Source organism: Sphingobacterium sp. G1-14, from assembly GCF_002196555.1.
GTDB classification, from domain to species: domain Bacteria; phylum Bacteroidota; class Bacteroidia; order Sphingobacteriales; family Sphingobacteriaceae; genus Sphingobacterium; species Sphingobacterium siyangense.
The window spans coordinates 2,930,982-2,953,558 of the sequence record NZ_CP021381.1; the positions used below are offsets into that span (position 1 = coordinate 2,930,982).

Annotated in this window: 21 protein-coding genes; 17 read left to right on the forward strand and 4 right to left on the reverse strand. The window is 40.1% G+C overall.

Translation table 11 applies throughout. From position 1 onward, the window contains the following. Positions 1-187: 187 nt before the first annotated feature. Positions 188-1,288, reverse strand: a complete 1,101-nt coding sequence (gene ychF, locus CBM24_RS12200; RefSeq protein ID WP_075992480.1) for a redox-regulated ATPase YchF — start codon at positions 1,286-1,288, stop codon at positions 188-190. Positions 1,289-1,356: 68 nt separating this feature from the next. Between ychF and CBM24_RS12205 the strand changes: the two genes are divergently transcribed. The 7 genes from CBM24_RS12205 (at position 1,357) to trxB (ending at position 8,304) form a co-directional block, all read left to right on the forward strand. Further along, positions 1,357-1,692, forward strand: a complete 336-nt coding sequence (locus tag CBM24_RS12205) for a Rieske (2Fe-2S) protein (RefSeq protein WP_075992481.1) — start codon at positions 1,357-1,359, stop codon at positions 1,690-1,692. A gap of 88 nt (positions 1,693-1,780) precedes the next feature. Continuing rightward, on the forward strand, positions 1,781-2,785 hold the full coding sequence (locus tag CBM24_RS12210; RefSeq protein ID WP_070560849.1) for an NAD(P)H-dependent glycerol-3-phosphate dehydrogenase: 1,005 nt from the start codon (positions 1,781-1,783) through the stop codon (positions 2,783-2,785). Positions 2,786-2,804: 19 nt separating this feature from the next. Further along, positions 2,805-3,701 carry an oxygen-dependent coproporphyrinogen oxidase gene (gene hemF / locus CBM24_RS12215; RefSeq protein WP_075992482.1) on the forward strand — a complete coding sequence of 299 codons (897 nt, stop codon included), beginning with the start codon at positions 2,805-2,807 and terminating at the stop codon, positions 3,699-3,701. A 21-nt stretch (positions 3,702-3,722) separates the two neighbouring features. Further along, the gene (locus CBM24_RS12220) at positions 3,723-4,982 is read left to right on the forward strand and encodes a M16 family metallopeptidase (RefSeq protein WP_088161435.1); all 1,260 of its coding nucleotides are present in this window, start codon (positions 3,723-3,725) and stop codon (positions 4,980-4,982) included. Then, complete coding sequence (locus tag CBM24_RS12225) at positions 4,972-6,294, forward strand: M16 family metallopeptidase (RefSeq protein WP_088161436.1); 1,323 nt, start codon at positions 4,972-4,974, stop codon at positions 6,292-6,294. The genes CBM24_RS12220 and CBM24_RS12225 overlap by 11 nt, the downstream gene beginning before the upstream one ends. 71 nt (positions 6,295-6,365) lie before the next feature. Continuing rightward, positions 6,366-7,319 (forward strand): 3'-5' exonuclease, encoded by a 954-nt coding sequence (locus CBM24_RS12230; protein ID WP_088161437.1) that lies wholly within the window; start codon positions 6,366-6,368, stop codon positions 7,317-7,319. Positions 7,320-7,347: 28 nt separating this feature from the next. Next, positions 7,348-8,304, forward strand: coding sequence for a thioredoxin-disulfide reductase (gene trxB / locus CBM24_RS12235; protein ID WP_075992486.1), 957 nt, complete (start codon positions 7,348-7,350; stop codon positions 8,302-8,304). A gap of 45 nt (positions 8,305-8,349) precedes the next feature. Here trxB and rnhA read toward each other — a convergent pair whose 3' ends face one another. Further along, entirely contained in the window at positions 8,350-8,844 is a 495-nt protein-coding gene (rnhA, locus tag CBM24_RS12240; protein WP_075992491.1) for a ribonuclease HI, read from the reverse strand. A gap of 428 nt (positions 8,845-9,272) precedes the next feature. On the opposite strand from rnhA, the gene CBM24_RS12245 reads away from it, so the two are divergent. The 4 genes from CBM24_RS12245 (at position 9,273) to CBM24_RS12260 (ending at position 13,624) form a co-directional block, all read left to right on the forward strand. After that, complete coding sequence (locus CBM24_RS12245) at positions 9,273-11,111, forward strand: alpha-L-fucosidase (protein WP_088161438.1); 1,839 nt, start codon at positions 9,273-9,275, stop codon at positions 11,109-11,111. Between the two features lie 160 nt (positions 11,112-11,271). Next, positions 11,272-11,727 (forward strand): hypothetical protein, encoded by a 456-nt coding sequence (locus tag CBM24_RS12250; RefSeq protein WP_088161439.1) that lies wholly within the window; start codon positions 11,272-11,274, stop codon positions 11,725-11,727. Positions 11,728-11,804: 77 nt separating this feature from the next. Beyond that, entirely contained in the window at positions 11,805-12,494 is a 690-nt protein-coding gene (locus CBM24_RS12255) for an SIR2 family NAD-dependent protein deacylase (RefSeq protein WP_088161440.1), read from the forward strand. 32 nt (positions 12,495-12,526) lie between these two features. Further along, positions 12,527-13,624: a DUF2891 domain-containing protein gene (locus tag CBM24_RS12260; protein ID WP_088161441.1), complete on the forward strand. Its 1,098-nt coding sequence runs from the start codon at positions 12,527-12,529 to the stop codon at positions 13,622-13,624. On the opposite strand, the gene CBM24_RS12265 is transcribed toward CBM24_RS12260, so the two are convergent. Continuing rightward, a complete protein-coding gene (locus CBM24_RS12265; protein ID WP_088161442.1) occupies positions 13,613-13,891 on the reverse strand; it encodes a winged helix-turn-helix transcriptional regulator in 279 nt (92 codons plus the stop codon). The genes CBM24_RS12260 and CBM24_RS12265 overlap by 12 nt on opposite strands. A gap of 1,056 nt (positions 13,892-14,947) precedes the next feature. Here CBM24_RS12265 and CBM24_RS12275 point away from each other — a divergent pair. From CBM24_RS12275 to CBM24_RS12290, 5 genes are all read left to right on the forward strand, one after another. Next, positions 14,948-15,970 (forward strand): IS5 family transposase, encoded by a 1,023-nt coding sequence (locus tag CBM24_RS12275; RefSeq protein WP_157698597.1) that lies wholly within the window; start codon positions 14,948-14,950, stop codon positions 15,968-15,970. 121 nt (positions 15,971-16,091) lie between these two features. Next, positions 16,092-16,802, forward strand: coding sequence for a hypothetical protein (locus CBM24_RS12280; RefSeq protein ID WP_088161444.1), 711 nt, complete (start codon positions 16,092-16,094; stop codon positions 16,800-16,802). After that, positions 16,735-17,766, forward strand: coding sequence for a TonB-dependent receptor plug domain-containing protein (locus CBM24_RS27545; protein ID WP_232475775.1), 1,032 nt, complete (start codon positions 16,735-16,737; stop codon positions 17,764-17,766). The genes CBM24_RS12280 and CBM24_RS27545 overlap by 68 nt, the downstream gene beginning before the upstream one ends. Positions 17,767-17,829: 63 nt before the next feature. Continuing rightward, a complete protein-coding gene (locus CBM24_RS27550; RefSeq protein ID WP_410528387.1) occupies positions 17,830-19,068 on the forward strand; it encodes a TonB-dependent receptor in 1,239 nt (412 codons plus the stop codon). 78 nt (positions 19,069-19,146) lie between these two features. Next, positions 19,147-19,593 (forward strand): VOC family protein, encoded by a 447-nt coding sequence (locus CBM24_RS12290; protein ID WP_088161445.1) that lies wholly within the window; start codon positions 19,147-19,149, stop codon positions 19,591-19,593. 621 nt (positions 19,594-20,214) lie between these two features. Here the strand turns inward: CBM24_RS12290 and CBM24_RS12295 are convergent. Continuing rightward, positions 20,215-21,015 carry a CPBP family intramembrane glutamic endopeptidase gene (locus CBM24_RS12295; protein WP_088161446.1) on the reverse strand — a complete coding sequence of 267 codons (801 nt, stop codon included), beginning with the start codon at positions 21,013-21,015 and terminating at the stop codon, positions 20,215-20,217. Between the two features lie 194 nt (positions 21,016-21,209). On the opposite strand from CBM24_RS12295, the gene CBM24_RS12300 reads away from it, so the two are divergent. Continuing rightward, positions 21,210-22,562, forward strand: coding sequence for a Gfo/Idh/MocA family protein (locus CBM24_RS12300; RefSeq protein WP_088161447.1), 1,353 nt, complete (start codon positions 21,210-21,212; stop codon positions 22,560-22,562). The last annotated feature ends 15 nt before the right edge of the window (positions 22,563-22,577 follow it).

Genomic DNA, 22,577 nt, shown 5'->3' on the forward strand with positions numbered 1-22,577 from the left:
AAGGTGGACTCAACGTGGACTCAACGTGGACTCACTGTGCTTACAGGGCGAATTTGATAATAGCCCGTCCGCTAGGTGGGGCATAGTTTTGACAATAAAAAGGGAGAAGATTAAAACTTAAAAAAGGCGAGCACTTCAAAAGTGTTCGCCTCTTTTTTATGTTCACTTGTTTGAACAGGCGGGATGGTTATACGTTAAAACGGAAGTGCATGATATCGCCATCTTGGACAATATATGTTTTTCCTTCCACTGATAATTTTCCAGCTTCTTTTACTGCATTTTCGGAGCCAAGTGTGACGAAATCGTCATACTTAATTACTTCAGCGCGGATAAATCCTTTTTCGAAATCTGTGTGGATGACACCTGCAGCCTGAGGTGCTGTAAATCCGTTCTCAATCGTCCAAGCGCGGACTTCTTGTACACCAGCAGTAAAATAAGTTGCCAGATTTAAAAGCGAATATGCGGCGCGGATCAGCTTGTGTACGCCAGATTCTTCAAGGCCAAGGTCATCTAAGAACATTTTGCGTTCTTCGTAGCTTTCCAGTTGTGCAATTTCGGATTCGATCTGCGCAGAGATAATCAATACTTCTGCTTTTTCGTCTTTTACAGCTTCCTTAACACGTTCGACATAAGCGTTTCCTGTGTTGACGGAGCCTTCATCTACATTACATACATAAAGTACAGGTTTAGCGGTCAATAATGCTAAATCCTGAATAAACTCAAAATCTTCAGCTTCAATCGCTGCAGTTCGTGCAGATTTGCCTGCCTCAAGATGATCTTTAACGATCGATAGGATGTCAAATGTTCTTTTTGCGTCTTTGTCGCCGCCTGTTTTAGCCATTTTTTCAACCTTTTGGATACGTTTAACAACAGTGTCCAAATCCTTAAGCTGTAATTCGGTGTCAATGATTTCTTTATCTCTGATCGGGTCTACCGAACCATCAACGTGGATCACGTTTCCGTCGTCAAAACATCTTAAAACGTGAATAATAGCATTGGTCGTACGAATATTTCCTAAGAATTGGTTGCCTAAGCCTTCACCTTTCGAAGCTCCTTTTACAAGACCTGCGATGTCGACGATCTCGATTGTATTTGGAACAACACGTTGTGGGTTGACTAATTCAGCTAATTTATTGAGACGGGCATCCGGTACGGTAATTACCCCAACATTTGGTTCAATTGTACAAAATGGAAAGTTAGCCGCTTGCGCTTTCGCGTTCGACAAACAGTTAAATAATGTTGATTTACCGACGTTTGGTAAACCTACGATACCGCATTGTAAAGCCATATATAGTGCAAATTTTTGAAATTGCACAAAGATAGAAAATTCACTGTAATTTTTAGCTATCTTGTCGAATGGTTCATTGGTACAAAATTGAACATGCCGATTTTCTGAAAAATCAGGGCATCAGCGAACATGAATTCGGTGGAAAAATTATTTGCATAACGTGGTTTGAAGACAAACTCTTTGCTTTCTCCCGAAAATGCCCTCATGCTGGAGCACCACTGAAAAATGGCTGGTGTGAGCGTGGAAAAGTAATCTGTCCTTTTCATCGCCACGAATTTGATTTAATTTCAGGTAGAGGTAATCCTGACCAGCATGATTTTATTACTGTTTACCCCGTGAAATTAGAAGATAAAGAATATTATGTCGGTTTGAAAATAGGCTTTTGGCAACGCTTATTCACTTAGAAAGTAACGAAAGTATCATATCTCACCGCGTGAATCGTATATCTAAGGAGTAAATAAGTATATTTGCTATCGAAAACAAATTAAAGACATGCAGGGGAAAAAGATTGGTATAATTGGTAGCGGAAGTTGGGCTACGGCTATGATCAAGATGCTATGCGAAAATGACCAAGACAAGCATATTTTTTGGTGGGTAAGAAAGGAAGAAGATGCAGAATATATTCAAAAATTCAAACACAACCCGACTTACCTGAGCAGTGTTTCGGTTGATCTTAGTATTACGACGATTGATACCGATGCAAAAAATGTAATTACGAATTCGGACATTGTCATTTTAAATACGCCTGCGGCTTATTTGAAGGATGCACTGGCAAATGTGACGAAGGAAGATTTTAGAAATAAAATTGTCGTTTCGGCCATTAAGGGGATTATTCCCAAAGATAATTTGATTATCGGTGAGTTTTTGGAGCAACGTTATGAGGTAGATATTGAGCAGATTTGTGTGGTTGGTGGTCCATGCCATGCGGAGGAAGTTGCCTTAGGCAAACTGTCTTATTTAACGTTCGGCTGTAAAAACCTAGATAGTGCTGCATTGGTTGCTTCCTTTTTATCTTCGAGGGTCATTAAGACGATTCTGTCGGAAGATGTTCTAGGGATAGAGTTTGGTGCAGTATTGAAAAATATATATGCGTTAGCTGGTGGTATTTGTCATGGCTTGGGTTATGGTGATAATTTTCAAGCGGTGTTAGTATCCAATGCAATTCGCGAAATGCGTCGTTTCGTCGGTAAAGTGGACGGTGATACTTCCCGGGATGTGAATACTTCGGCTTATTTAGGGGATCTATTGGTAACAGCCTATTCTCAATTCAGCCGAAATAGAACCTTTGGAAATATGATTGGAAAGGGCTACAGCGTACAATCTGCCCAATTGGAAATGAATATGGTGGCAGAAGGGTATTACGCTTCGGCATGTATTCAGGAATATGCAAAAAAATATGCAGTGGAACTACCAATATGCGATGCCGTGCACCAAATTTTGTATGAACACCTTCCTGCATCTAAAATTATTCAAGCATTAAGCGAAAAATTAACATAATAAAGTAGCAATAGAGTAGATGATAACAAAAGAAGCGATTGCTTTAGCTTATAAAGAAATTCAGGACGAAATATGTCAGGCGTTGGAGAAATTAGATGGATCGGCGCGCTTTGAAGAAGAATTGTGGGAACGTGAAGGTGGTGGCGGAGGTCGTACCAGGATCATTCAGAATGGTCAAATTTTGGAAAAGGGAGGTGTTAACTTTTCGTCTGTCTATGGCAAATTACCCGAAGCAATCAAGAAATCATTTGCTGTAGAAGAAGATGATTTTTTTGCGACCGGAGTATCCATCGTCATTCATCCCAATAATCCCTTAGTCCCTATTATACACATGAATATCCGCTATTTTGAACTAAACGATCAGATTCGTTGGTTTGGTGGTGGAATCGATTTAACGCCGCATTATGTCGATGAAGAGGATGCCCGTTATTTTCATCAGCAGCTGAAAGATGTATGTGATCGTCATGATACTACTTTCTATGAAAAATTTAAAAATTGGGCGGATGATTATTTTTATATCAGACACCGCCAGGAAACACGGGGAATAGGAGGTGTATTTTACGATAAGTTGAATACTGAAAAAACGGGGATGAGCATGGAAGATATTTTTGCTTTTTCGTGTGATCTTGGCCGTACGTTTGCACCAACCTACACCGCTTTGGTCGAGAAAAATCGACATAAAGCCTTTACTGATCAACAAAAAAATTGGCAATTAATCCGCCGCGGACGCTACGTCGAATTTAACTTGGTATGGGACTCGGGGACTAAATTTGGACTTGAAACGAATGGTCGAATTGAGTCGATCCTGATGAGTCTACCTGCCCAGGCCAATTGGGTGTACGATTATCGTCCTGAAGAAGGCTCAGAAGAAGCCAAAACCTTAGCTTTACTACGAAAAGGTATAAACTGGATTTAAAAAACATCGAAGAAAAATCAGATGGTTTCTTATCAAAAATTTACGTTAGAAAACGGCCTGCGTGTATTGGTACACGAGGATCATAATACGGCCATGGCTTGTGTCAATATCTTGTATGATGTGGGCGCAAGGGATGAGTCTCCGGAACAGACCGGATTTGCACACTTATTTGAACACCTGATGTTTGGTGGTAGTATCAATATTCCGAACTTCGATACCGAATTGCAAAAAGTAGGTGGTGAAAATAATGCATTCACAAGCAACGACATCACAAATTACTACATTACCTTGCCTTCTTCAAATCTCGAAACAGCATTATGGCTTGAGTCCGACCGGATGTTAAGTCTGGCTTTTTCAGCACAGAGCCTTGAGGTGCAACGAAATGTTGTGAGTGAAGAGTTCAAACAGCGTTATTTGAATCAACCTTATGGCGATGCATGGTTAAAATTGCGGCCATTAGCTTATCAGGTACATCCTTATCGCTGGGCGACTATCGGAAAAGAGTTAAGCCATATTGAAGAGGCTACCATGGAAGATGTAAAAGCTTTCTTCAAATTACATTATAATCCACAGAGTGCAATTATGGTTGTTTCGGGAGATGTACATTTTGAAGAAGTAAAGGCTTTGACCCAAAAGTGGTTTGGCGATATTGAGGCTGGCGAAAAATACAATCGTCAATTGCCTAAAGAGCCGGCGCAAGAGGAGATAAGGCGTGAGACTACTTGGGCAGAAGTGCCTTTAGATGCACTTTACATGGCATTTCATGGCCCCGCAAGATTGGAAGAAGGGTATTTCGCAATGGATCTTTTATCGGATATTTTATCAAGAGGATCTTCCTCACGTTTGTATCGTCGATTGGTAAAAGAGGGGCAGTTATTTAGTGAAATAAACGCCTATGTAATGGGAAGTATCGACAATAACCTCTTTGTCATTGAAGGAAAACCATCGGAAGGTATCTCGTTAGAAGAAGCTGAACGTGCAGTCTGGGCCGAATTGGAGGTCATAAAATCCGAGTTGGTACCTGCAGCTGAATTGGAAAAAGTAAAGAATAAGATCGAATCGACAAATGTGTTCGCGGAACTATCTATTTTGGATAAAGCCATGAACTTGGCTTTCCATGAGTTATTGGGTGATGCAGATGGCATTAACACGGAGGTCTCAAAATATTTGTCGGTGAGTGCTGAGGAAGTTCAACAGCAAGCTCAGGCTATTTTTAGACCGGAGAATGCTTCTATATTAATGTATAAATCAAAAGAAGAGGAGGCTGTACATGTTGGATAGAACCAAAGCACCTGAGTTCCGTGAAATTGGAAATATAAGTTTGAAAGAGCCAATTAAGAAGCAGTTTGCAAACGGATTGCCTGTCTATGTTTTCCAGTCGCCCGAGCAAGAGCTTGTGCGAATAGAATGGATCTTTGAGAATACCTATCTTGACGGGCAGATTGAAAACCCGTTGTTAAATAGTGCTTTAAGCGCCTTACTTAAAGAGGGAACAAATACCATGTCCAGTGCAGAGATCGCAGATAAAGTAGATTTCTATGGTGCATTTCTCGTTCCTGAATACTCTTTTGACGTAACTTCTTTGTCGCTTTATACATTGAATAGACATAGTCAAGTGCTCTTGCCGCTTGTAAAAGATATTCTGACGGAAGCATCGATTCCACAACAGGAATTGGATACTTATTTACGTAATAACAAGCAAAAGTTTCAAGTTTCTATTCAGAAAAATGATTATCTGGCGCGACGTAAATTCTATAACTTGATCTTTGGTAAGAATAATCGTTACGGACGTACACCAAAACTGGAAGATTATGATGCGATTACACGTGCGCAGTTGATCGAATTGTACCAACAGGAAATTGTTCCTAGTAACTGTACCTTAATTGTTTCAGGTAATGTTTCGGATGAGCTATTGCAAGAACTGGAACAAATTTTTGGCGTAGATTGGAAGGGAGCTGCTATTGACTCTTCTTTGAATGGGCCTGTTTTGGCGCAAGGATCTAATGATCTGGTTTACGAGGAAAAAGAAAATGCATTGCAGTCAGCCATTCGTTTAGGTTGCCAGACGATTGGAAGGACACATCCTGATTATCCTGCACTACAGTTTGTCAATACTTTGTTGGGTGGTTTTTTTGGTTCCCGTCTGATGCGAAATATTCGTGAAGAAAAAGGGTATACCTATAGTATTGGTTCGGCTGTCGCAACCTTGAAGCATACTGGTTTTATGACCATTGTAACTGAAGTCGGGGTAGACGTAACGCATGCAACCTTGACAGAAATAGAAAAGGAGATCAATTTGTTGAAAACAACATTGGCCTCCGAGGAAGAGGTGAATCTCGTTAAAACCTATATGGAAGGTTCTATGTTGGGTTCATTGGAAAGTATCTTTTCGCATGCGGACAAGTTTAAAAGTGTTTTGTTAAATGGGATGACATTAGCGTATTATTCCTATTATATGGAACAGATCCGAAACATGTCGCCAGAGAAGGTGCGGGACCTTGCCAATAAATACCTGGACTTTGATGCAATGGTGAAAGTTGTTGTTGGTAAAATCAGTCAAGCTGAATCAGTTCATCAAGCGGTTGTAAATTAAATTTCTTAGACTACAAAAATCGAATACTACTTTGTATTTTTGGTTTTTGATAAAAAAGCGTATTATCCAGCATGGAATTAAAATTAAAAAGACCATTGGTATTTTTCGATTTGGAAACTACAGGTGTTAATGTGGCGACCGATCGTATTGTCGAAGTATCATTTTTGAAAGTGATGCCCAATGGTGAAGAAACAGTCTATACAAAGAAGATCAATCCAGAAATACCTATTCCCGCAGAATCCTCTTTTTTTCATGGTATTTATGATGAAGATGTGAAGGATGCTCCTAATTTTAAAGCAATAGCAGTGGAGCTTGCGGCTTTTATTGAGAATGGAGATCTGGCGGGATATAATTCCAATAAATTCGATGTCCCTATGCTTATGGAAGAGTTTTTGCGGGCGGGCGTTGATTTTTCATTGGAGGGAAGGGCATTTGTAGATGTTCAAAACATTTTCCATCAAATGGAACAACGAACCTTGAAAGCGGCATACAAGTTTTACTGCAATGAAAATCTTGAAAATGCACATACGGCTGAAGCTGATGTTCGCGCAACATATGAAGTATTGAAAGCACAGTTGACGAAATATGAGGGGGCAGCATTTGAAGATAAACATGGTGTAGTCTCTTATCCGGTAGTGAACGATGTCGAAGCTCTTCATGCATTTACCAATCTAAGCAAGCCAGTGGATTTTGCCGGACGTCTTGTATATAATGCGGAAGGATTGGAAACGATCAATTTTGGTAAACATAAAGGAAAACCTATTATCGAAGTATTTGAGCAGGAGCCTAGTTACTATGCTTGGATGCAGAATGGTGATTTTCCATTGTATACCAAGAAGGTCTTAGAGAATATCTGGAATCGGTATAAAAAGGAAAAGAGTGAGCAAAAAGCAAAAGCAGCAGCCACACATTCTGTAGAAGATAAAAAACTTGCGAAAAAGGAATTCAATCAGCAAAAAGAAGAAGCGCCGCAGAACATTTCTTTAGATATGTTGAAAGGATTGCAAGATAAATTTAAAAAATAACGTTAATTAATAGCTTAGAAAAAGGATTATGGAATTCAAACAAGAAGTGGAGCATGTACAGTGTTTGATTATTGGTTCGGGGCCAGCAGGTTATACTGCAGCAATTTATGCTGCACGTGCGGATATGAAACCAGTGGTTTATACCGGTATTGTTCCAGGAGGACAATTGACACAAACTACTGAGGTGGACAATTTTCCTGGTTATCCAAAAGGTATTACTGGACCGGTGATGATGGAAGATTTACGTGAGCAAGCTGAACGCTTCGGAACTTCAGTGCGTTTTGGATATGTGACTAAAGTAGATTTTACTGGTGAGGTACACCGTGTTGAGATCGATGGAACAGTACAAGTAACCGCAGATACTGTGATTATTGCAACAGGAGCTACAGCAAAATGGTTAGGCTTGGAATCTGAACAAAAATACAACGGTTTTGGTGTTTCAGCATGTGCTGTATGTGATGGGTTTTTCTTTAAAAACCAAGAAGTTGCTATTGTTGGCGCTGGGGATACAGCGGCAGAGGAAGCTACATACCTCGCAAAATTATGCTCAAAGGTACATATGTTGGTTCGTCGGGATGAGTTCCGTGCTTCAAAAGCAATGGTGCACCGTGTGATGAATACGCCAAATATTGAAGTTCATTACAATTCTGAGGCAAAAGAGGTTTTAGGAGATGGTCAAGTGGTGACCGGAATACGTGTTATTAACAATAAAGACCAGTCTGAAAAAGATCTAGAAGTAACAGGTTTCTTCGTTGCTATTGGGCATAAGCCTAATACCGAGCTTTTCACAGGTGTACTGGATATGGATGAAACAGGCTATTTAATCACAAAACCAGATAGTACTGCTACAAACATACCGGGTGTTTTTGCTTGTGGTGATGTTCAGGATAATATCTTCCGTCAGGCAATCACTGCTGCAGGTACAGGTTGTATGGCAGCCTTGGAAGCTGAAAGATACTTGGCAGCTAAAGAAAGCGGCGAATAATCGCATTGGAATAATAAAAACGGGGCATTGTACAATGCCCCGTTTTTATTTGCCTTCTTCAATCTCAAAAACACTATCGATTTTCCAATTTGCCTTATCTTTGGAGGCCGCTACAGCTAAGCGATCACAACGCTCATTTAACGGATGCCCAGCGTGACCTTTTACCCACACAAGGCGTACGTTATGAAGCTTATAGGCACTCATTAAACGCAACCAAAGATCTTTATTCTTCTTTCCCGCAAAACCTTTTTGTATCCAACCATATACCCATTTCTTATCGATGGCATCAATGACATATTTGGAATCAGAATATACGGTAACTTGTTGTTGCAGGTTTTTCAGCGCCTCGAGACCAACGATCACAGCCATCAATTCCATCCTGTTGTTAGTTGTTTTGCGGTAACCGCCCGAAAACTCTTTTTCGATAAGTTTGCCTTTAAAGGCCTCATTATCGCCTGTATAAATGGTTCTTAAGATTGTTCCATAGCCCCCAGGGCCCGGATTTCCACTTGAAGCCCCATCTGTATATAATTCGATCATACCTGCCAAATATACATGAAGTTTTTGTAAGCACACACAAATGGATAAAAATGATCGAGACTAGTTCATATTTTGATGCTCGAAATGGAAGATTTTTGTACCGTTACACCCTCGATAAATTCAACGATAGGGCATAGCGCTATAAGCATCAAATTTAATAGGTACTCACAACCGATTTAATAGGTATTAAAAAGGGACTTTACACGGTTTTATTCGAATGAAGTCCGAATGAGGTCCCTATAAAGTCCCTATTGGATCCGTCTAAGTTATAAGAATATTCCCTGCATGTGTTAAGTTTGAGCTCGAGAAAAATATAATGTTAGATTTCAACCGCTCTCCAACGTAATTTATCCCTTACACAATTGGAATTTGCTGATTTATGTGTATTTTGCCGGCTTAAACTCGTTATGTAATCGATAAAATAGCTTATGAAGTTTCGAAAGATTTCTCTTTTTGTTCTTTTGGCGTCTGCGTGCTTAAACGTTTCAGCTCAGAACAATGTATCAACGCAAAAAATGGATTGGTTTGAAGATGCCAAATTGGGTATTTTTATTCACTGGGGTATTTACTCTGTAGATGGAATCTCAGAATCTTGGTCATTCTTCAATAATTATATTAACCACGACAATTATATCAAACAGCTTAATGGGTTTACAGCCAAGGATTATAAACCCAAGGAATGGGCCAAATTGATTAAAGAAGCTGGTGCGAAATACACGGTGATTACGACCAAACACCATGACGGAATCTCGATGTGGAATACGAAGGCTGATAAAGCGATCACTACATTACAAGACGCGGCTGCAAAACAGGATGTAATTACACCGTTTGTGAAAGCAATACAAGAAGAGGGCTTGCACACTGGACTGTATTATTCGTTACCCGATTGGAGCCACCCATATTATGATGTTTTTACGCGCAATAGAAAGCGTTATGAATTGAAAGGCGAGCCTGCGCGCTGGGATAATTATGTGAAATATTACCAAAAGCAATTGACCGAGCTATCCGAACAATATAAGCCGGAATTACTTTGGTTTGATGGGGATTGGGAGCATAGTGCCGAGGAGTGGAAAGCCAAAGAGACCTTAAATCTTTTGCGGAAATATAATCCGAATATTATTATAAACTCGCGATTGAATCATCATGGAGATTATGATACACCTGAGCAAGGGATTCCGGTCACGCGCCCTGATGCTAAATTTTGGGAACTCTGTTACACGATGAATGATTCTTGGGGCTATCAACCCTTTGATAAAAAGTACAAATCACCCAATATGATCATCCGAACGTTGGTCGATTGTATTTCTATGGGTGGAAACTTATTATTGGATATTGGTCCAAAAGCAGACGGTACGATCCCTGAGGAGCAATTAAATATTTTAAAACAGCTGGGGCGATGGACGAATAAGCATGCGGCTGCGATCTATGGTACAAGAGCCGGTATTCCTTTTGCGAACTACGGTGGGAAATCTGCTTTATCAAAAGACGGAAAAACACTTTATCTGTATGTGTATGAAAAGAAACCCGAATTGCAACTCAAAGGTTTAGTCAATCATTCGGCCATTAAAAGCATTTCAGTTGTCGGTGATGCATCCGCGAAAGTAAGTGTTAAATCTGAAAATGAAACCGTTCGAGTAGACTTGACGAAAGTAAACTTTGATCAGGATGTTACCGTTATTGCACTGAACTTTGCGGAAGCGCTTCGTTGGACTGCGCCTCAGGAGACTGAAGTTACGTTGAAATCTGTGCTGGATAATAAGTTGACAGATCGTGCTTTAGGTCAGATCGCGTCAACACTGCATGCAGGAAAAAATATTTTTGATAATTCCGGGTTAACTGTGGATGGCTTAGATACGAAATTGCCGAGTAGTAATGCGACTAATCCGACGGTATTAAAGTGGATTAAGGATCATGCCGAAGCACTTTATGAGACCGGAAAAGGCTTGCCGGAAGGACATTATGAAGGATTAAGTGCACTTTCCAAAGATCGCCAGACCTTGTATCTATTTGTTGAGGGAAAACCTACTGGCCCAATTGCATTAAAAGGTGTTAAAAATGGAGTCGCTAGGATCCGGGTGGTCGGTGACGGTTCCATGATAAACCATGAGGTTTTCAATAAGCTCTATTGGAGTAGCATCCCGGGTATTATTTACATTCAGGCACCAGTGGAGCGCTTGGATAAAAATATGACCGTTATCGCTGTGTTGTTGGATGGGCCAATACAACTATATCGCGAGAAAGTGGGTGCTATCGAAAATAACCTTTAAGAGGTTGGATTGCGCTTAGCATTGAAAAGAAGCCTAGGATAACAAAATATCCTGGGCTTTTTTATGGGTGATGTAAACCATTCTGATCAATTTCGGGGGTATTCGATGCATTTTCTCCTGAATTGTGGCAAGGAAGCATTTTTTATTATAACTTAGGCCTATGAATCTAATCAAAACTGTTTTGATCCCAATTATTGTTTTTCTTTGTATTTGCTGTTCTTCCGGTGACGGAAGTAAATCCGAGCGGTTGCGGGCAGATTCGTTAGTGAATGAAGTTGTTGACGGAAAGTTAAAGATAACAACACTCGCTGAGTCGAATGAATTTATGTATTTCAACGATAAATACTTTCATGAACCGGCAGATTTAAAAGTCATTCCAAAATTTGATAAAGTGCAGATTCAAGTTGTTACTTACCGAATTTATCAGCATGTCAGACTGAAAAATAATCGTTATGAGTTCAATGTGCAGAAAGCCAGTGAACTGCATATTCCAAATAGCGCTTTTGTGTATTACCAACGTTCTTTTGATGATATGAACCGAAAGGCTGCCTTGAGTAAAGATTCTATCCGACTTGAGCTGCCGGATAACTATGCATCCTTGTTGATAAATGAATGATCCAGATCTACAGACATGATGAAAGTCATATAAAAAGTCAATCTTAACTATAGTATGGAGTAACAAACAGACTTAAGATGAAAAAGAAAAATATTGTTGTATTGACGGGGGCCGGTATTTCGGCTGAAAGTGGTATACCTACATTTAGGGATGCCAATGGATTGTGGGAAGGACATGACGTCATGGAAGTTGCTTCAATTGAAGGTTGGCACAAAAACCCAGCCTTAGTCCAGGAGTTTTATAATCTGAGACGGAAAGCAGCTTTGGTGGCACAGGCAAATGCAGCTCATTATGCGCTGGCAAGATTAGAATCAGCGTACCGCGTGAGTATTGTAACGCAGAATGTAGATCTGCTGCATGAACAGGCGGGATCATCTCATATTGTTCATTTGCATGGCCGCTTGGATCAGGCTAAGTCGTCTATCGATGATCGCTTGGTGTATCCCATTGTCGGTGATGAGATTAAGATGGGCGATCTTTGCGAGAAAGGTAGTCAGCTGAGGCCAAATATAGTCTGGTTTGGAGAAGCTGTGCCAGCCATTGAGGAGGCTATAAGCTTGGTTTCGAATGCCGATATTTTGATTATTATTGGAACCTCCCTACAGGTCTATCCTGCTGCAGGACTTAAAGAATTTGCGCCTAGTCACTGTCAAACGTTTTTAATTGACAAAAAAATACCTAGTGACAGGGCTTTACGTAATATACAGTGTTTTGAGGAGTCGGCGACAATAGCTGTTCCTAAATTGGTAGAACAATTACTTTATTAAGTATTGTATAGTAATATATAAAATAGAGGTTTATGAAAAAAATATTAGGGATTATTTGCCTATCCGTTGCTTTTGCTGCATGTCAAAATAATTCGGAAATCAAAGTAAATACGAGTTCAAATGATCAGCCTTTGACCTTGGATAGCATCCAAGCCAAGCATTTGCTCAGTTTGCCATTGCATTGCATCGAAGTGGAATATCCCAATAAGTTGGGGCAGGTACTCGGTAGTGATAGTGATCTAAAAGCACCGCGCACATTGCATCCAATTTTTTACGGTTGTTTTGACTGGCATTCATCTGTACACGGGTATTGGTCAATTGTACATATTTTGAAGGAATTTCCAAATTTGGACAGTTCGGGTGAAATTCGGCGCCAATTGAACCGAAATATTACGGCGGAAAATGTGGCCGTTGAATTAGATTTCTTTCAAGATAAGAACAATAAGAACTTTGAGCGCACGTATGGCTGGGCCTGGTTGTTGCAGCTGCAGAAGGAATTATTAACTTGGGACGACACAGATGCAAAACGCTGGGCTTCGAATCTTGAACCCTTGGTGAAACACGTTGTAAAATCTTATCAAGAATATCTGCCCAAATTAGTCTATCCGATTAGGACAGGATATCACGATAATTCGGCATTTGGCCTTTCTCTGTCTCTGGACTATGCAAGAAGTACGGGAAATGTGACGTTTGAAAAATCATTAATGACGAATGCTTCTCGTTTATATAGTCAGGATAAGAACTGCAACATTTCTTTTGAGCCAAGTGGAAGCGACTTTCTTTCTCCTTGTCTTGAAGAAGCCCTCTGTATGAGTTTGGTGCTGCAACAGGAGGATTACCGTAAATGGTTAAAGGATTTTATGCCAGATCTGTTTAATCCCGATTTCAATTTAGAACCAGGTATCGTGAAAGATCGAACGGACGGACATTTGGTCCATCTGGATGGACTTAATTTTAGTCGCGCAAACTGTTTAAACGGTATCGCAAAAGCGCTGCCTGAGTTAAGTTACTTGCATAAGTTGGCGAATAAACATTTAAAATACTCTTTGCCCAATATTACCACCAAGGATGATTATATGGGGTCACATTGGTTAGGCACATTTGCACTCTATGCATTATCAAAGCATTGATTCGGGGAGATTATCTTCTCCCCATTTATCCATTAGTGTTAATATTTCCTCGAGCGAACGGCCGAGCGCAGTTAATTCATATTCTACCTTTGGCGGGACTTGCTGATATACTATTCGAGTGATCAGATTGTCCTGCTCAAGTTCCTTTAATTTAGCAATCAGCATACGCTCTGATATGCCTACGAGCTTTTTCCGCAACTCACTATAGCGGAGTTTACCTTCATTTAGCAGATAGGAAAGAATGTTGATTTTCCATCTGCCGCCTATGGCACATCAGGAGTACCATCATTTCTACAACTCATTGCTTATGTGCATACTCAGTATTTTGCTGCTGGCCACAGACAAAACCTTTAAAATTATACTATAAATAACTTGGATTATCCTTGTTTATTTATGGCCGATAGCCGCAAAATAAATGAATAATAGGATAGGATAATAAAATCGTGATTTGTGCTAATTTTAGCCTGTTGATTTATGCATGTAAATCTTGTTTTTTATCTTATATTGCCTATTTTTTTTGGTTTAAATAAAGTTTTTGTCTTGTTTATATAGCTGCCTATTTTTTTTACTAGGTTATAAAAAGGCTATAAAATTCAAGATTTGTGCTACTCTGAAAGGGCGAACTTATAATAAATTTGATCCATCAATCCCATAAGGATGTGACATGCTATGTATAGGTATATAAGACATCTTTTAATGTTATTGCCCATTGTTTTTTTCTGTATGTTTATTACAGGTAAAATAAACAAGGATGTCCTTTCACATGCTGCCTATAAAAACGCGTCAAAACCGTCAATAGCTTCATCACAATCCCATTTCGATTTTTATCTCGGATCGATCGAAGAATGCTCATTCGAATTGAGTTATGATCAACATTTAGCATATGCCGTTCGGCTCTGTGCCTTGGGACTGATTCTGCCTATTTTCTTGCTATTTACGGATAAGAAGTCGTGGCATAGTTTTTATGAACTGCAAAATAAATATTTGTCTAACAGACTGCCAGACAAGTGTATCCTATACCATTCCTTTAAAATTTTCGGTTAATCCCCTTTTTCTTTTGGTGAATATCATGGGTTGAGTCAATACACGACTATATAGCCTATGTAACAAATCATTGCTTGAAGAAAGCAGTTTAATCATCTGTTTTGCTATTAAATCATTTATATGAACACAACACTTTATAAGACCGTTGCAAAAGTGTTTGGTTTTTATTTTATTGATATTCAAGTTTTTAATTTGTTTCTTGTTGATTTTCGTTATATTTAAGGTATGGAAAAGACAGAAAAAGTTAGCTTTGTTGATTACATGGTTCAAAGACGGAAAATCAAGCAGGAATTCTTCGATCAGATCAATACATTGGTAAATTGGCATCCGATTTCAAATATTATCAACAAGCATTACCACAAAGGGGAAAGCAAAATGGGACGCCCTAGTTATTCTGGTCTTGTCCTCTTCAAAATGACACTTCTACAGACCTGGTATGGTCTGAGTGACTACGAAGTAGAAGACCGTATAAACGACAGTATCTCCTTTAGTCGCTTTGTTGGCATCAGTTTGGACGATTCGGTTCCCGATCACAGTGTTATTAGCCGTTTTCGCAGCTCGCTGACAGAAAAGGGTGTTTATGAGAATCTATTCAAGGAGCTGAACAAGCAGTTGAATAAACATAAAATATTGGTAAAACGTGGAGCTATCGTTGATGCCAGTATTGTTGATTCTCCGCTAAAACCAAAAGGCAAAGTTATTTACGAGATCGAAAGTGACCGTAGTGAACATCCTCGCGAAGATTCTGAGCTGGATAAAGAGAATAGTGAACAGTTATTGATCCAACAAGAGAGCCCGGGTGTTGACCATGAAGCTCGTTGGATAAAGAAGGCTGGGAAAACACGTTATGGCTATAAAAAGCATTATGTCACCGATACAGAAGGCCTGGTTCTGGGCGTGGTAACCACTCCAGCAAATGTAAATGAAATTGCCAATCTTCAACAGGTAATATCTTCGGCTGACCTTCCAAAGGGCATCCATATCTATGCTGACAAGGGATATCGTTCCTCTAAAAATGAGGAATTGATCAAATCAGGAAAGCTAAAAAGCAGGATCTTGCATAAGGCAAAGAAAGGAACAGCGTTAACCGAAAGAGAGAAGTTAAGAAACAAACTGATCGGCAAGATCAGGTTCAAAGTTGAACGGACCTTCGGGAGCATCCGGCGATGGTTCAACTCAAGCTGTGCAAGGTATAAGGGGATCGCCAAAATGCATACACAAAATCTAATGGAAGCCATGGCGTACAATCTTTACAGATCACCTGGGATACTTGTGTCCAATGCAATAAAAAACACAAATTAAGCAGTTGAAAAGGCCTCAAAAAGAGGATTTTTCAAGAAAACGCAACTAGATTTCCGAATCCAAATCGGAAAAAACTGCAAAAAAAAGCAAAAATAACCGATCAGAAAATATCAACATTATTTTGCAACGGTCTTTTTATGCATTAGCTATTACAGCTATTACGATCAGTTTTTTTCATACTGCATCGGGGCCAGACCATTATCTGCCCTTTATTGTATTGTCTAAATCGAAAAAATGGTCGTTGGGAAAAACTATATTATGGACAATTATATGTGGACTCGGACATGTTTTCAGTTCGGTCATACTAGGGATTATTGGCGTTTATCTTGGATGGCAACTCAATAAAATCAGCTGGTTACAGGACGTGCGTGGCAATGTTTCAAGTTGGGCACTATTTATTTTTGGACTTGGATATTTGATTTACGGGATCTGGAAAATGTCAAAGAAGCATTCCCATAAGCATTTTGATGTGATGGGTGATGAAGTTTATGTGCATGAACATACCCATGGGAAAAGTGCATCAGGGCATCATCACCATCATCAAAAAACGAAGGTAACGCCTTTGGTATTATTTGCAATTTTCGTCATGGGACCATCGGAACCATTGATACCTCTTTTATTTTTTTCAGGTGCACACCGCTCAATGACGGAGGTGATTACGCTGATTAGCACTTTTACCATTACGACAGTGGTAACCATGGTCGGAATGGTCTTGTTGGGAATTTATGGCTATAACTTGCTCGATACCGAAAAACTTGATCGATATGTACACGCCATTAGTGGCGCAGTCCTGTCAATTTGCGGTGCGGGGATGTTATTTCTGGGATGGTAATTTTTTTAAAATTATGAACAAACGTCAAAATATGAACAAACGTCAAATTACCTTTTTTATAGGCTTACTGGCTGCTACCCACAGTTACGCACAGCAACACGTAATTCAGGGAACGGTAAAAGATAAGGATAGTAAACAGCAATTAGAAGAAGTAAATATACGTTACCAACGGGGAATAAAACATAGTCATACGGCATCGAATGGAACTTTTTCGGTACAGCCGGGAACATTTCCGGATACTTTGTTATTGAGCCGGATAGGCTATCTCGATCAGATGTACATCCTAAAAGAAGCGAAGTCTCCTATTGAAATCGAGATGCAAAAAAATGAAGTGCAGTTGAGTCAAATTCAGGTGGATGCATTCAATAGCAGTAAAACATTGAGCAAAGTTGATTTAAGTAAGATTCCTGTTAATTCGGCACAAGATCTATTGCGGAAAGTTCCTGGGCTCTTTATAGCACAGCATGCCGGCGGTGGAAAGGCTGAGCAGATATTTTTGCGTGGATTTGATAATGACCACGGTACAGATATTGCCATTACTGCAGATGGTATTCCAGTCAATATGGTCTCTCATGCGCACGGTCAGGGATATGCAGATCTCCATTTTATTATTCCAGAAACGGTTAAAGATATTGATTTTGGCAAGGGGGCCTATTATGCAGACAAAGGTGATTTGAATACATCTGGTTATGTTAATTTTACAACCTTGGATCATTTGGATGATAATCTTTTTAAGGTTGAAGGAGGTTCTTTTGACTCCTGGCGTACGGTAGCCATGCTTAATCTGGTGAATAACCATGAGCAGAATAAGTATGCCTATGCCGCAGGTGAGTTCAATTATTCGAATGGTCCTTTTGACATCAAGCAAAATTTTAGTCGTGTCAATCTATTTGCGAAGTATAATCAGTGGATCGATGAGAAACATTATATCAATTTCCAGGGGTCCATATTCAGTTCGGGCTGAAATGCATCGGGTCAGATTCCGGAGCGGGCCGTTCGGCAGGGACTGATTAGCCGTTGGGGGTCGATCGATTCAACTGAAGGCGGAAATACATCCCGCATGAATTTAGCGATGCAATACCGTGCACTGATCAGTGATCAGGAAAGCTGGGAAAGCAATGTTTACTTGTCGCGCTATAAATTTCAGCTGTTTTCCGATTTCACTTTTTTTCTGAAAGATCCCATTCATGGCGATGAGATAGAACAGGTTGATGATCGATACCTGTACGGGATTGAAAACAAATACAATCGCCAATTTCAGTTTGATCATAGTCAGCTTTCTTGGACATCGGGTTTTGGGCTCCGAGTGGATGATATCAAAGATCTTCAACTGAACCATGTTTATCAGCGCGACGAATTATTGGATCGGCTTTCGCATATTTCGGGCGTAGAAATGAATCTGCATGCCTATAGTAATCTGGATTGGCGTATTGGTAAATGGACTATTAATCCTGCAATACGTCTCGATCATTTGATTTTCAACTTGCATGATAAGCTGAAAAGTGACCCCGCCGGACAAGAGGCTTCCGCGACAAGGATCAGTCCAAAGCTTAACTTTGGATATACGTTCAATCATCGCGCACAATTATATTTGAAAACGGGTATGGGATTTCATTCCAACGATATCCGCGTGGTGATGGAACAACATGGAAAAGATATTATGCCCATTTCCTATGGTGCAGATCTTGGCTTGATCTGGAAGCCAACTGATAACCTCTTTATTCAGCCTGCTTTATGGGGGTTGTACCTTCAGCAGGAATTTGTGTATGTGGGGGATGAAGCTGTCGTAGAGCCTTCGGGGAAAACGAAACGTCTGGGGGCAGATTTGAGTTTACGCTATCAAGCTACCCCTTGGTTATATTTTGACGGCGACATAAATTATGCTTACGCGCGGGCGATTGATGAACCTAAAGGCGAAAACTATATCCCGCTGGTGCCTTCTTTAACAAGTACAGGAGGGGTATCTGTGAAGTTACCACTTGGCATTTCGGCCAACTTGCGCTATCGTTATATGAATACAAAACCAGCGATAGAAGATAATTCGGTACGTGCTAAAGGTTATTTTGTCAATGACCTCCTGCTAAACTATGGCCTGGGAAAATGGAATTTTTTGGTGCAGATCCAAAACGTATTTGACACCAAATGGAATGAAGCACAGTTTGAGACCGAAACTCGATTAAGAAATGAACAGCAGCCCGTTTCTGAATTGCATTTCACACCTGGAACACCTTTTATGGTAAAAGGAGGCCTGAGTTATAAATTCTAAAGACTGGGAGCGATGATCGCTTTAAAATTTTCCTTTGTATCTTTAATAGGGATTATAACTCCTTATAAATAATGTATTATGGAAAAGAGTAAGTTACTTCGAATGGATAATATGGGTATCGTGGTGGAGTCATTGGACAACGCGATTTCCTTTTTTTCAGAACTTGGTTTATATCTGGAAGGGCGAGCGCAGATTGAAGGTGAATGGGCAGGTAGAGTGACTGGTCTTGGTGCGCAGCATGTAGAGATCGCCATGATGGTGACACCAGATGGACATAGCCGATTGGAACTTTCAAGATTTATTGATCCTGCGATAATTGCAGATCATAGAAATGCTCCGGTCAATGCCTTGGGCTATTTGCGGGCAATGTTTACCGTTGAAGATCTAGATGATGTACTGCGGAGGCTAATTGGCAATCACGGCGCTGTCCTCGTAGGGGAGGTGGTACAATACGAAAATGCTTATCGCCTTTGTTATCTAAGAGGAGTAGAGGGATTATTGATTGGTTTAGCCCAACCTCTATAAGGTAAATGATTGAATCGAACCTTTGTGCGAAAAAAAGAAAATTTAAGAAATTTCTATGTTGTACAAAATAAATAGAAAACTAAGACGTTATTGATACAAATACTTTTCATAAAATAGGTTAATATATGGCTAAGACCCTAGAGTTCCCCGCTCTAGGGCTTTTTTGTAATTATACCTGTGGGAATAACGAAGTTTAGCACAATCTGTTCGGATTGTGTTCTTGCCTGATCAATAAAGTGAAATTTATCTGCTTGATGAAAGCCATGGGGAAGGCCTAAGAATCTATTTTTTTAGACTCTATTTTCAATGATGAACTCGTCATTACGTTCATGACTGGTTTTACAATTTTGCCCAAACTGGATGTAATTTAGGCAATTTTTGAACATGTGGTCATTAGTACAATCAGACATAGGACGAGCAATATAATAACAGATGTGGTGTAAGGCGTTCTTCTCATAATACTTTTTTTTACTTAGTAGTTTACAAAAGCCGTGCCTTTATTTTTAGAACTTGCAGTGAGTCTGATTGTTGTAGCTTCGTGTCTACAGGGTAGCTGATATAATAAAGGGAATTATATGTTGGCAAAAGCTTTTACCGATGGCTTGTGCATCGATTTTGGGATTAATCGATCGGGCTACTATTGTTCCCCTGAAACGATGTTTTTTTTGACAGCTTATAGACGATCAGAATACCTAAAAGCATTACGATCGTATAGGCAATAAACGCGATGTTTTCAGACTGATGTTCACTGCCCTTTGCAACACTTTCTACCCATAACCCTGTGCTATTTTTAAACCCCAAAGCCCAATGGGTTAGGTTCCAGCCGAAGTGCAGTCCAATAGATAGTGCAATATTGCGGGTTCTTAGTACAGCAAGACCAAAAAGTACAGCTCCAAGTCCTGAACCCAGTACTGCCGCCTTTAGTGTAAAACCGATAAATAAATGTTCTAAAATAAAAACAAGTACCATAATCGAAAAGGCTACAACAGTGCCGAGTTTATCTTTCAGGCGCCATAAGAAATAGGTTCTAAAAACCAACTCTTCCCGACAGGCGACGAAAAAGTAAAGAAGAATATGTATTGCCAATAATTTAGTGTCAATAAATGCCTGTTTCTTAAAAGATACTTCGGCAAAATTTGTTAGTATTATAACCATAAGGCCGACCATAACAATACCTAAGCATAAGCCAGCGCTAAAATTGAGCACACTCTTTTTGTTAAATCCTAACCCAATTTGAGAAAAACTAATTTTATCCCAAGCTTTAAACAGGTAAATTAAACCCAAGCTGAGGAATGTCGCGAGGCTGAGTGAAAGTAAATCGGAGAACATTGTTTGTTTGGTTATGCCTGCAGCGAAAGCAAACACCACGAGGGAGGCAAAGTAAAATAATATTACTTTCAAAAATACCATTTCTCTTTTCATGTCTTAATTGTTTAGCTCGATATGAATTTACGCTATTTTGGCTTAAATGAAAAAAATGCTGTGCTACTTGTTGATCTTAAAGTGCAGGTCTTGTTCCTGTAGGTAGGTTCTTTTGCCTGTAACGTATTTTGCGGCTTAAAACAGGTTGATTTATCGTTTGTTTTTTCTTATATTAGGCAATAAACCAATGAATTATGGCTATGGTCAATCTAAATAGGAGAAAATTTATTCAAGGAGCGGGGGCAGTTTTAACTTTATCAGCCTTAGAAGTTAAGGGGCTTTCATTTCGTGATGCGATTAAAAATTTTCGGGTCGGATTGATTGGTGCAGGTTGGTATGGGAAAAGTGATTTATTCCGTTTAATTCAGGTTCGGGATGTCGATGTCATTGCTATATGCGATGTCGACGACAATCAGCTGCAGGAAGCTGGGCGGCTGATTAGTGAGCGTCAAATTTCAAAAAAAGTTCCAAAACTGTATAAAGATTATAGGCAAATGCTCGCCAGTCATAAATTCGATCTAATTCTCATTGGAACACCAGATCACTGGCACGCCAGACAGGCTATTGATGCGATGCGTTCGGGTGCTCATCTCTATTTGCAGAAACCGATCAGTGTTGATGTGCTTGAGGGGGATGCTATATGGCGTGCGGCAAGAAAATATAACCGGAAAGTTCAAGTGGGAACACAACGGAGAAGTACAGCCCATCTCATTGATGCCAAGAAGCGAGTGATCGATAGTGGCTTACTTGGAAAGATTTCGCATGTGGAAATGTGCTGCTATTATCATATGCGAAAGAACGGCAATCCACCGATCGAGCCGGTTCCAGATTTCCTGGATTACGAACTTTGGACGGGTCCAGCACCTTTGCGGGCTTATGATGGTTTGCCTCATGGTGGCTGGTGGCGAACTTTTATGGCCTATGGGAATGGAATAACAGGGGATATGGGAATGCACATGTTTGATACTGTGCGTTGGCTTCTCCAACTTAAATGGCCCAAAAGCGTGCATGCGAAAGGGGGCATTTATGTGCAAAAAGGAGGGAAATCGACGATCGCAGATACGCAGACAGCCTTATTTGAATACGAAGATCTTAATTGTGTCTGGCAGCATAGGACATGGGGGGCAGCAGCAGACCCTGAATACCCCTGGGCATTTGTGATATATGGTGACAAGGGTACCTTAAAGGGAAGTGTGATGAAATATGAATTTATTCCAATCGGAGAAGGCAAGCCCATTCGACAGGAAGTTATCTTAGAAAAAGAGAAGTTCCCCAAAGATTTGACGGAGCACCGAATCGAGCTGCATACAGCGCCTGCAACCAGACAACATATGCTTGACCTTTTATCGGCAATTGAAAATAATCATCTTCCTGTAGCAGATATTGAAGAGGGCTATATATCCACCGCAAGCTGCATTCTGGCAAACTTGTCGATGCAGTTGAATCGCCCCTTGATTTATGATCCAATACAAAAAATATGTGTCGATGATCCTGAAGCAACTCAATTACTGCAAAGACCGTATCGCAGTCCCTGGCAACATCCTTAATAAGATAGGTCATGG

Bases quoted from the DNA above. Each gene is read 5' to 3' on its own strand.
- ychF (WP_075992480.1), bottom strand. From the start codon at position 1,288: ATGGCTTTACAATGCGGTATCGTAGGTTTACCAAACGTCGGTAAATCA.
- CBM24_RS12205 (WP_075992481.1), top strand. From the start codon at position 1,357: ATGGTTCATTGGTACAAAATTGAACATGCCGATTTTCTGAAAAATCAG.
- CBM24_RS12210 (WP_070560849.1), top strand. From the start codon at position 1,781: ATGCAGGGGAAAAAGATTGGTATAATTGGTAGCGGAAGTTGGGCTACG.
- hemF (WP_075992482.1), top strand. From the start codon at position 2,805: ATGATAACAAAAGAAGCGATTGCTTTAGCTTATAAAGAAATTCAGGAC.
- CBM24_RS12220 (WP_088161435.1), top strand. From the start codon at position 3,723: ATGGTTTCTTATCAAAAATTTACGTTAGAAAACGGCCTGCGTGTATTG.
- CBM24_RS12225 (WP_088161436.1), top strand. From the start codon at position 4,972: ATGTTGGATAGAACCAAAGCACCTGAGTTCCGTGAAATTGGAAATATA.
- CBM24_RS12230 (WP_088161437.1), top strand. From the start codon at position 6,366: ATGGAATTAAAATTAAAAAGACCATTGGTATTTTTCGATTTGGAAACT.
- trxB (WP_075992486.1), top strand. From the start codon at position 7,348: ATGGAATTCAAACAAGAAGTGGAGCATGTACAGTGTTTGATTATTGGT.
- rnhA (WP_075992491.1), bottom strand. From the start codon at position 8,844: ATGATCGAATTATATACAGATGGGGCTTCAAGTGGAAATCCGGGCCCT.
- CBM24_RS12245 (WP_088161438.1), top strand. From the start codon at position 9,273: ATGAAGTTTCGAAAGATTTCTCTTTTTGTTCTTTTGGCGTCTGCGTGC.
- CBM24_RS12250 (WP_088161439.1), top strand. From the start codon at position 11,272: ATGAATCTAATCAAAACTGTTTTGATCCCAATTATTGTTTTTCTTTGT.
- CBM24_RS12255 (WP_088161440.1), top strand. From the start codon at position 11,805: ATGAAAAAGAAAAATATTGTTGTATTGACGGGGGCCGGTATTTCGGCT.
- CBM24_RS12260 (WP_088161441.1), top strand. From the start codon at position 12,527: ATGAAAAAAATATTAGGGATTATTTGCCTATCCGTTGCTTTTGCTGCA.
- CBM24_RS27545 (WP_232475775.1), top strand. From the start codon at position 16,735: ATGTACACGCCATTAGTGGCGCAGTCCTGTCAATTTGCGGTGCGGGGA.
- CBM24_RS12290 (WP_088161445.1), top strand. From the start codon at position 19,147: ATGGAAAAGAGTAAGTTACTTCGAATGGATAATATGGGTATCGTGGTG.
- CBM24_RS12295 (WP_088161446.1), bottom strand. From the start codon at position 21,015: ATGAAAAGAGAAATGGTATTTTTGAAAGTAATATTATTTTACTTTGCC.
- CBM24_RS12300 (WP_088161447.1), top strand. From the start codon at position 21,210: ATGGCTATGGTCAATCTAAATAGGAGAAAATTTATTCAAGGAGCGGGG.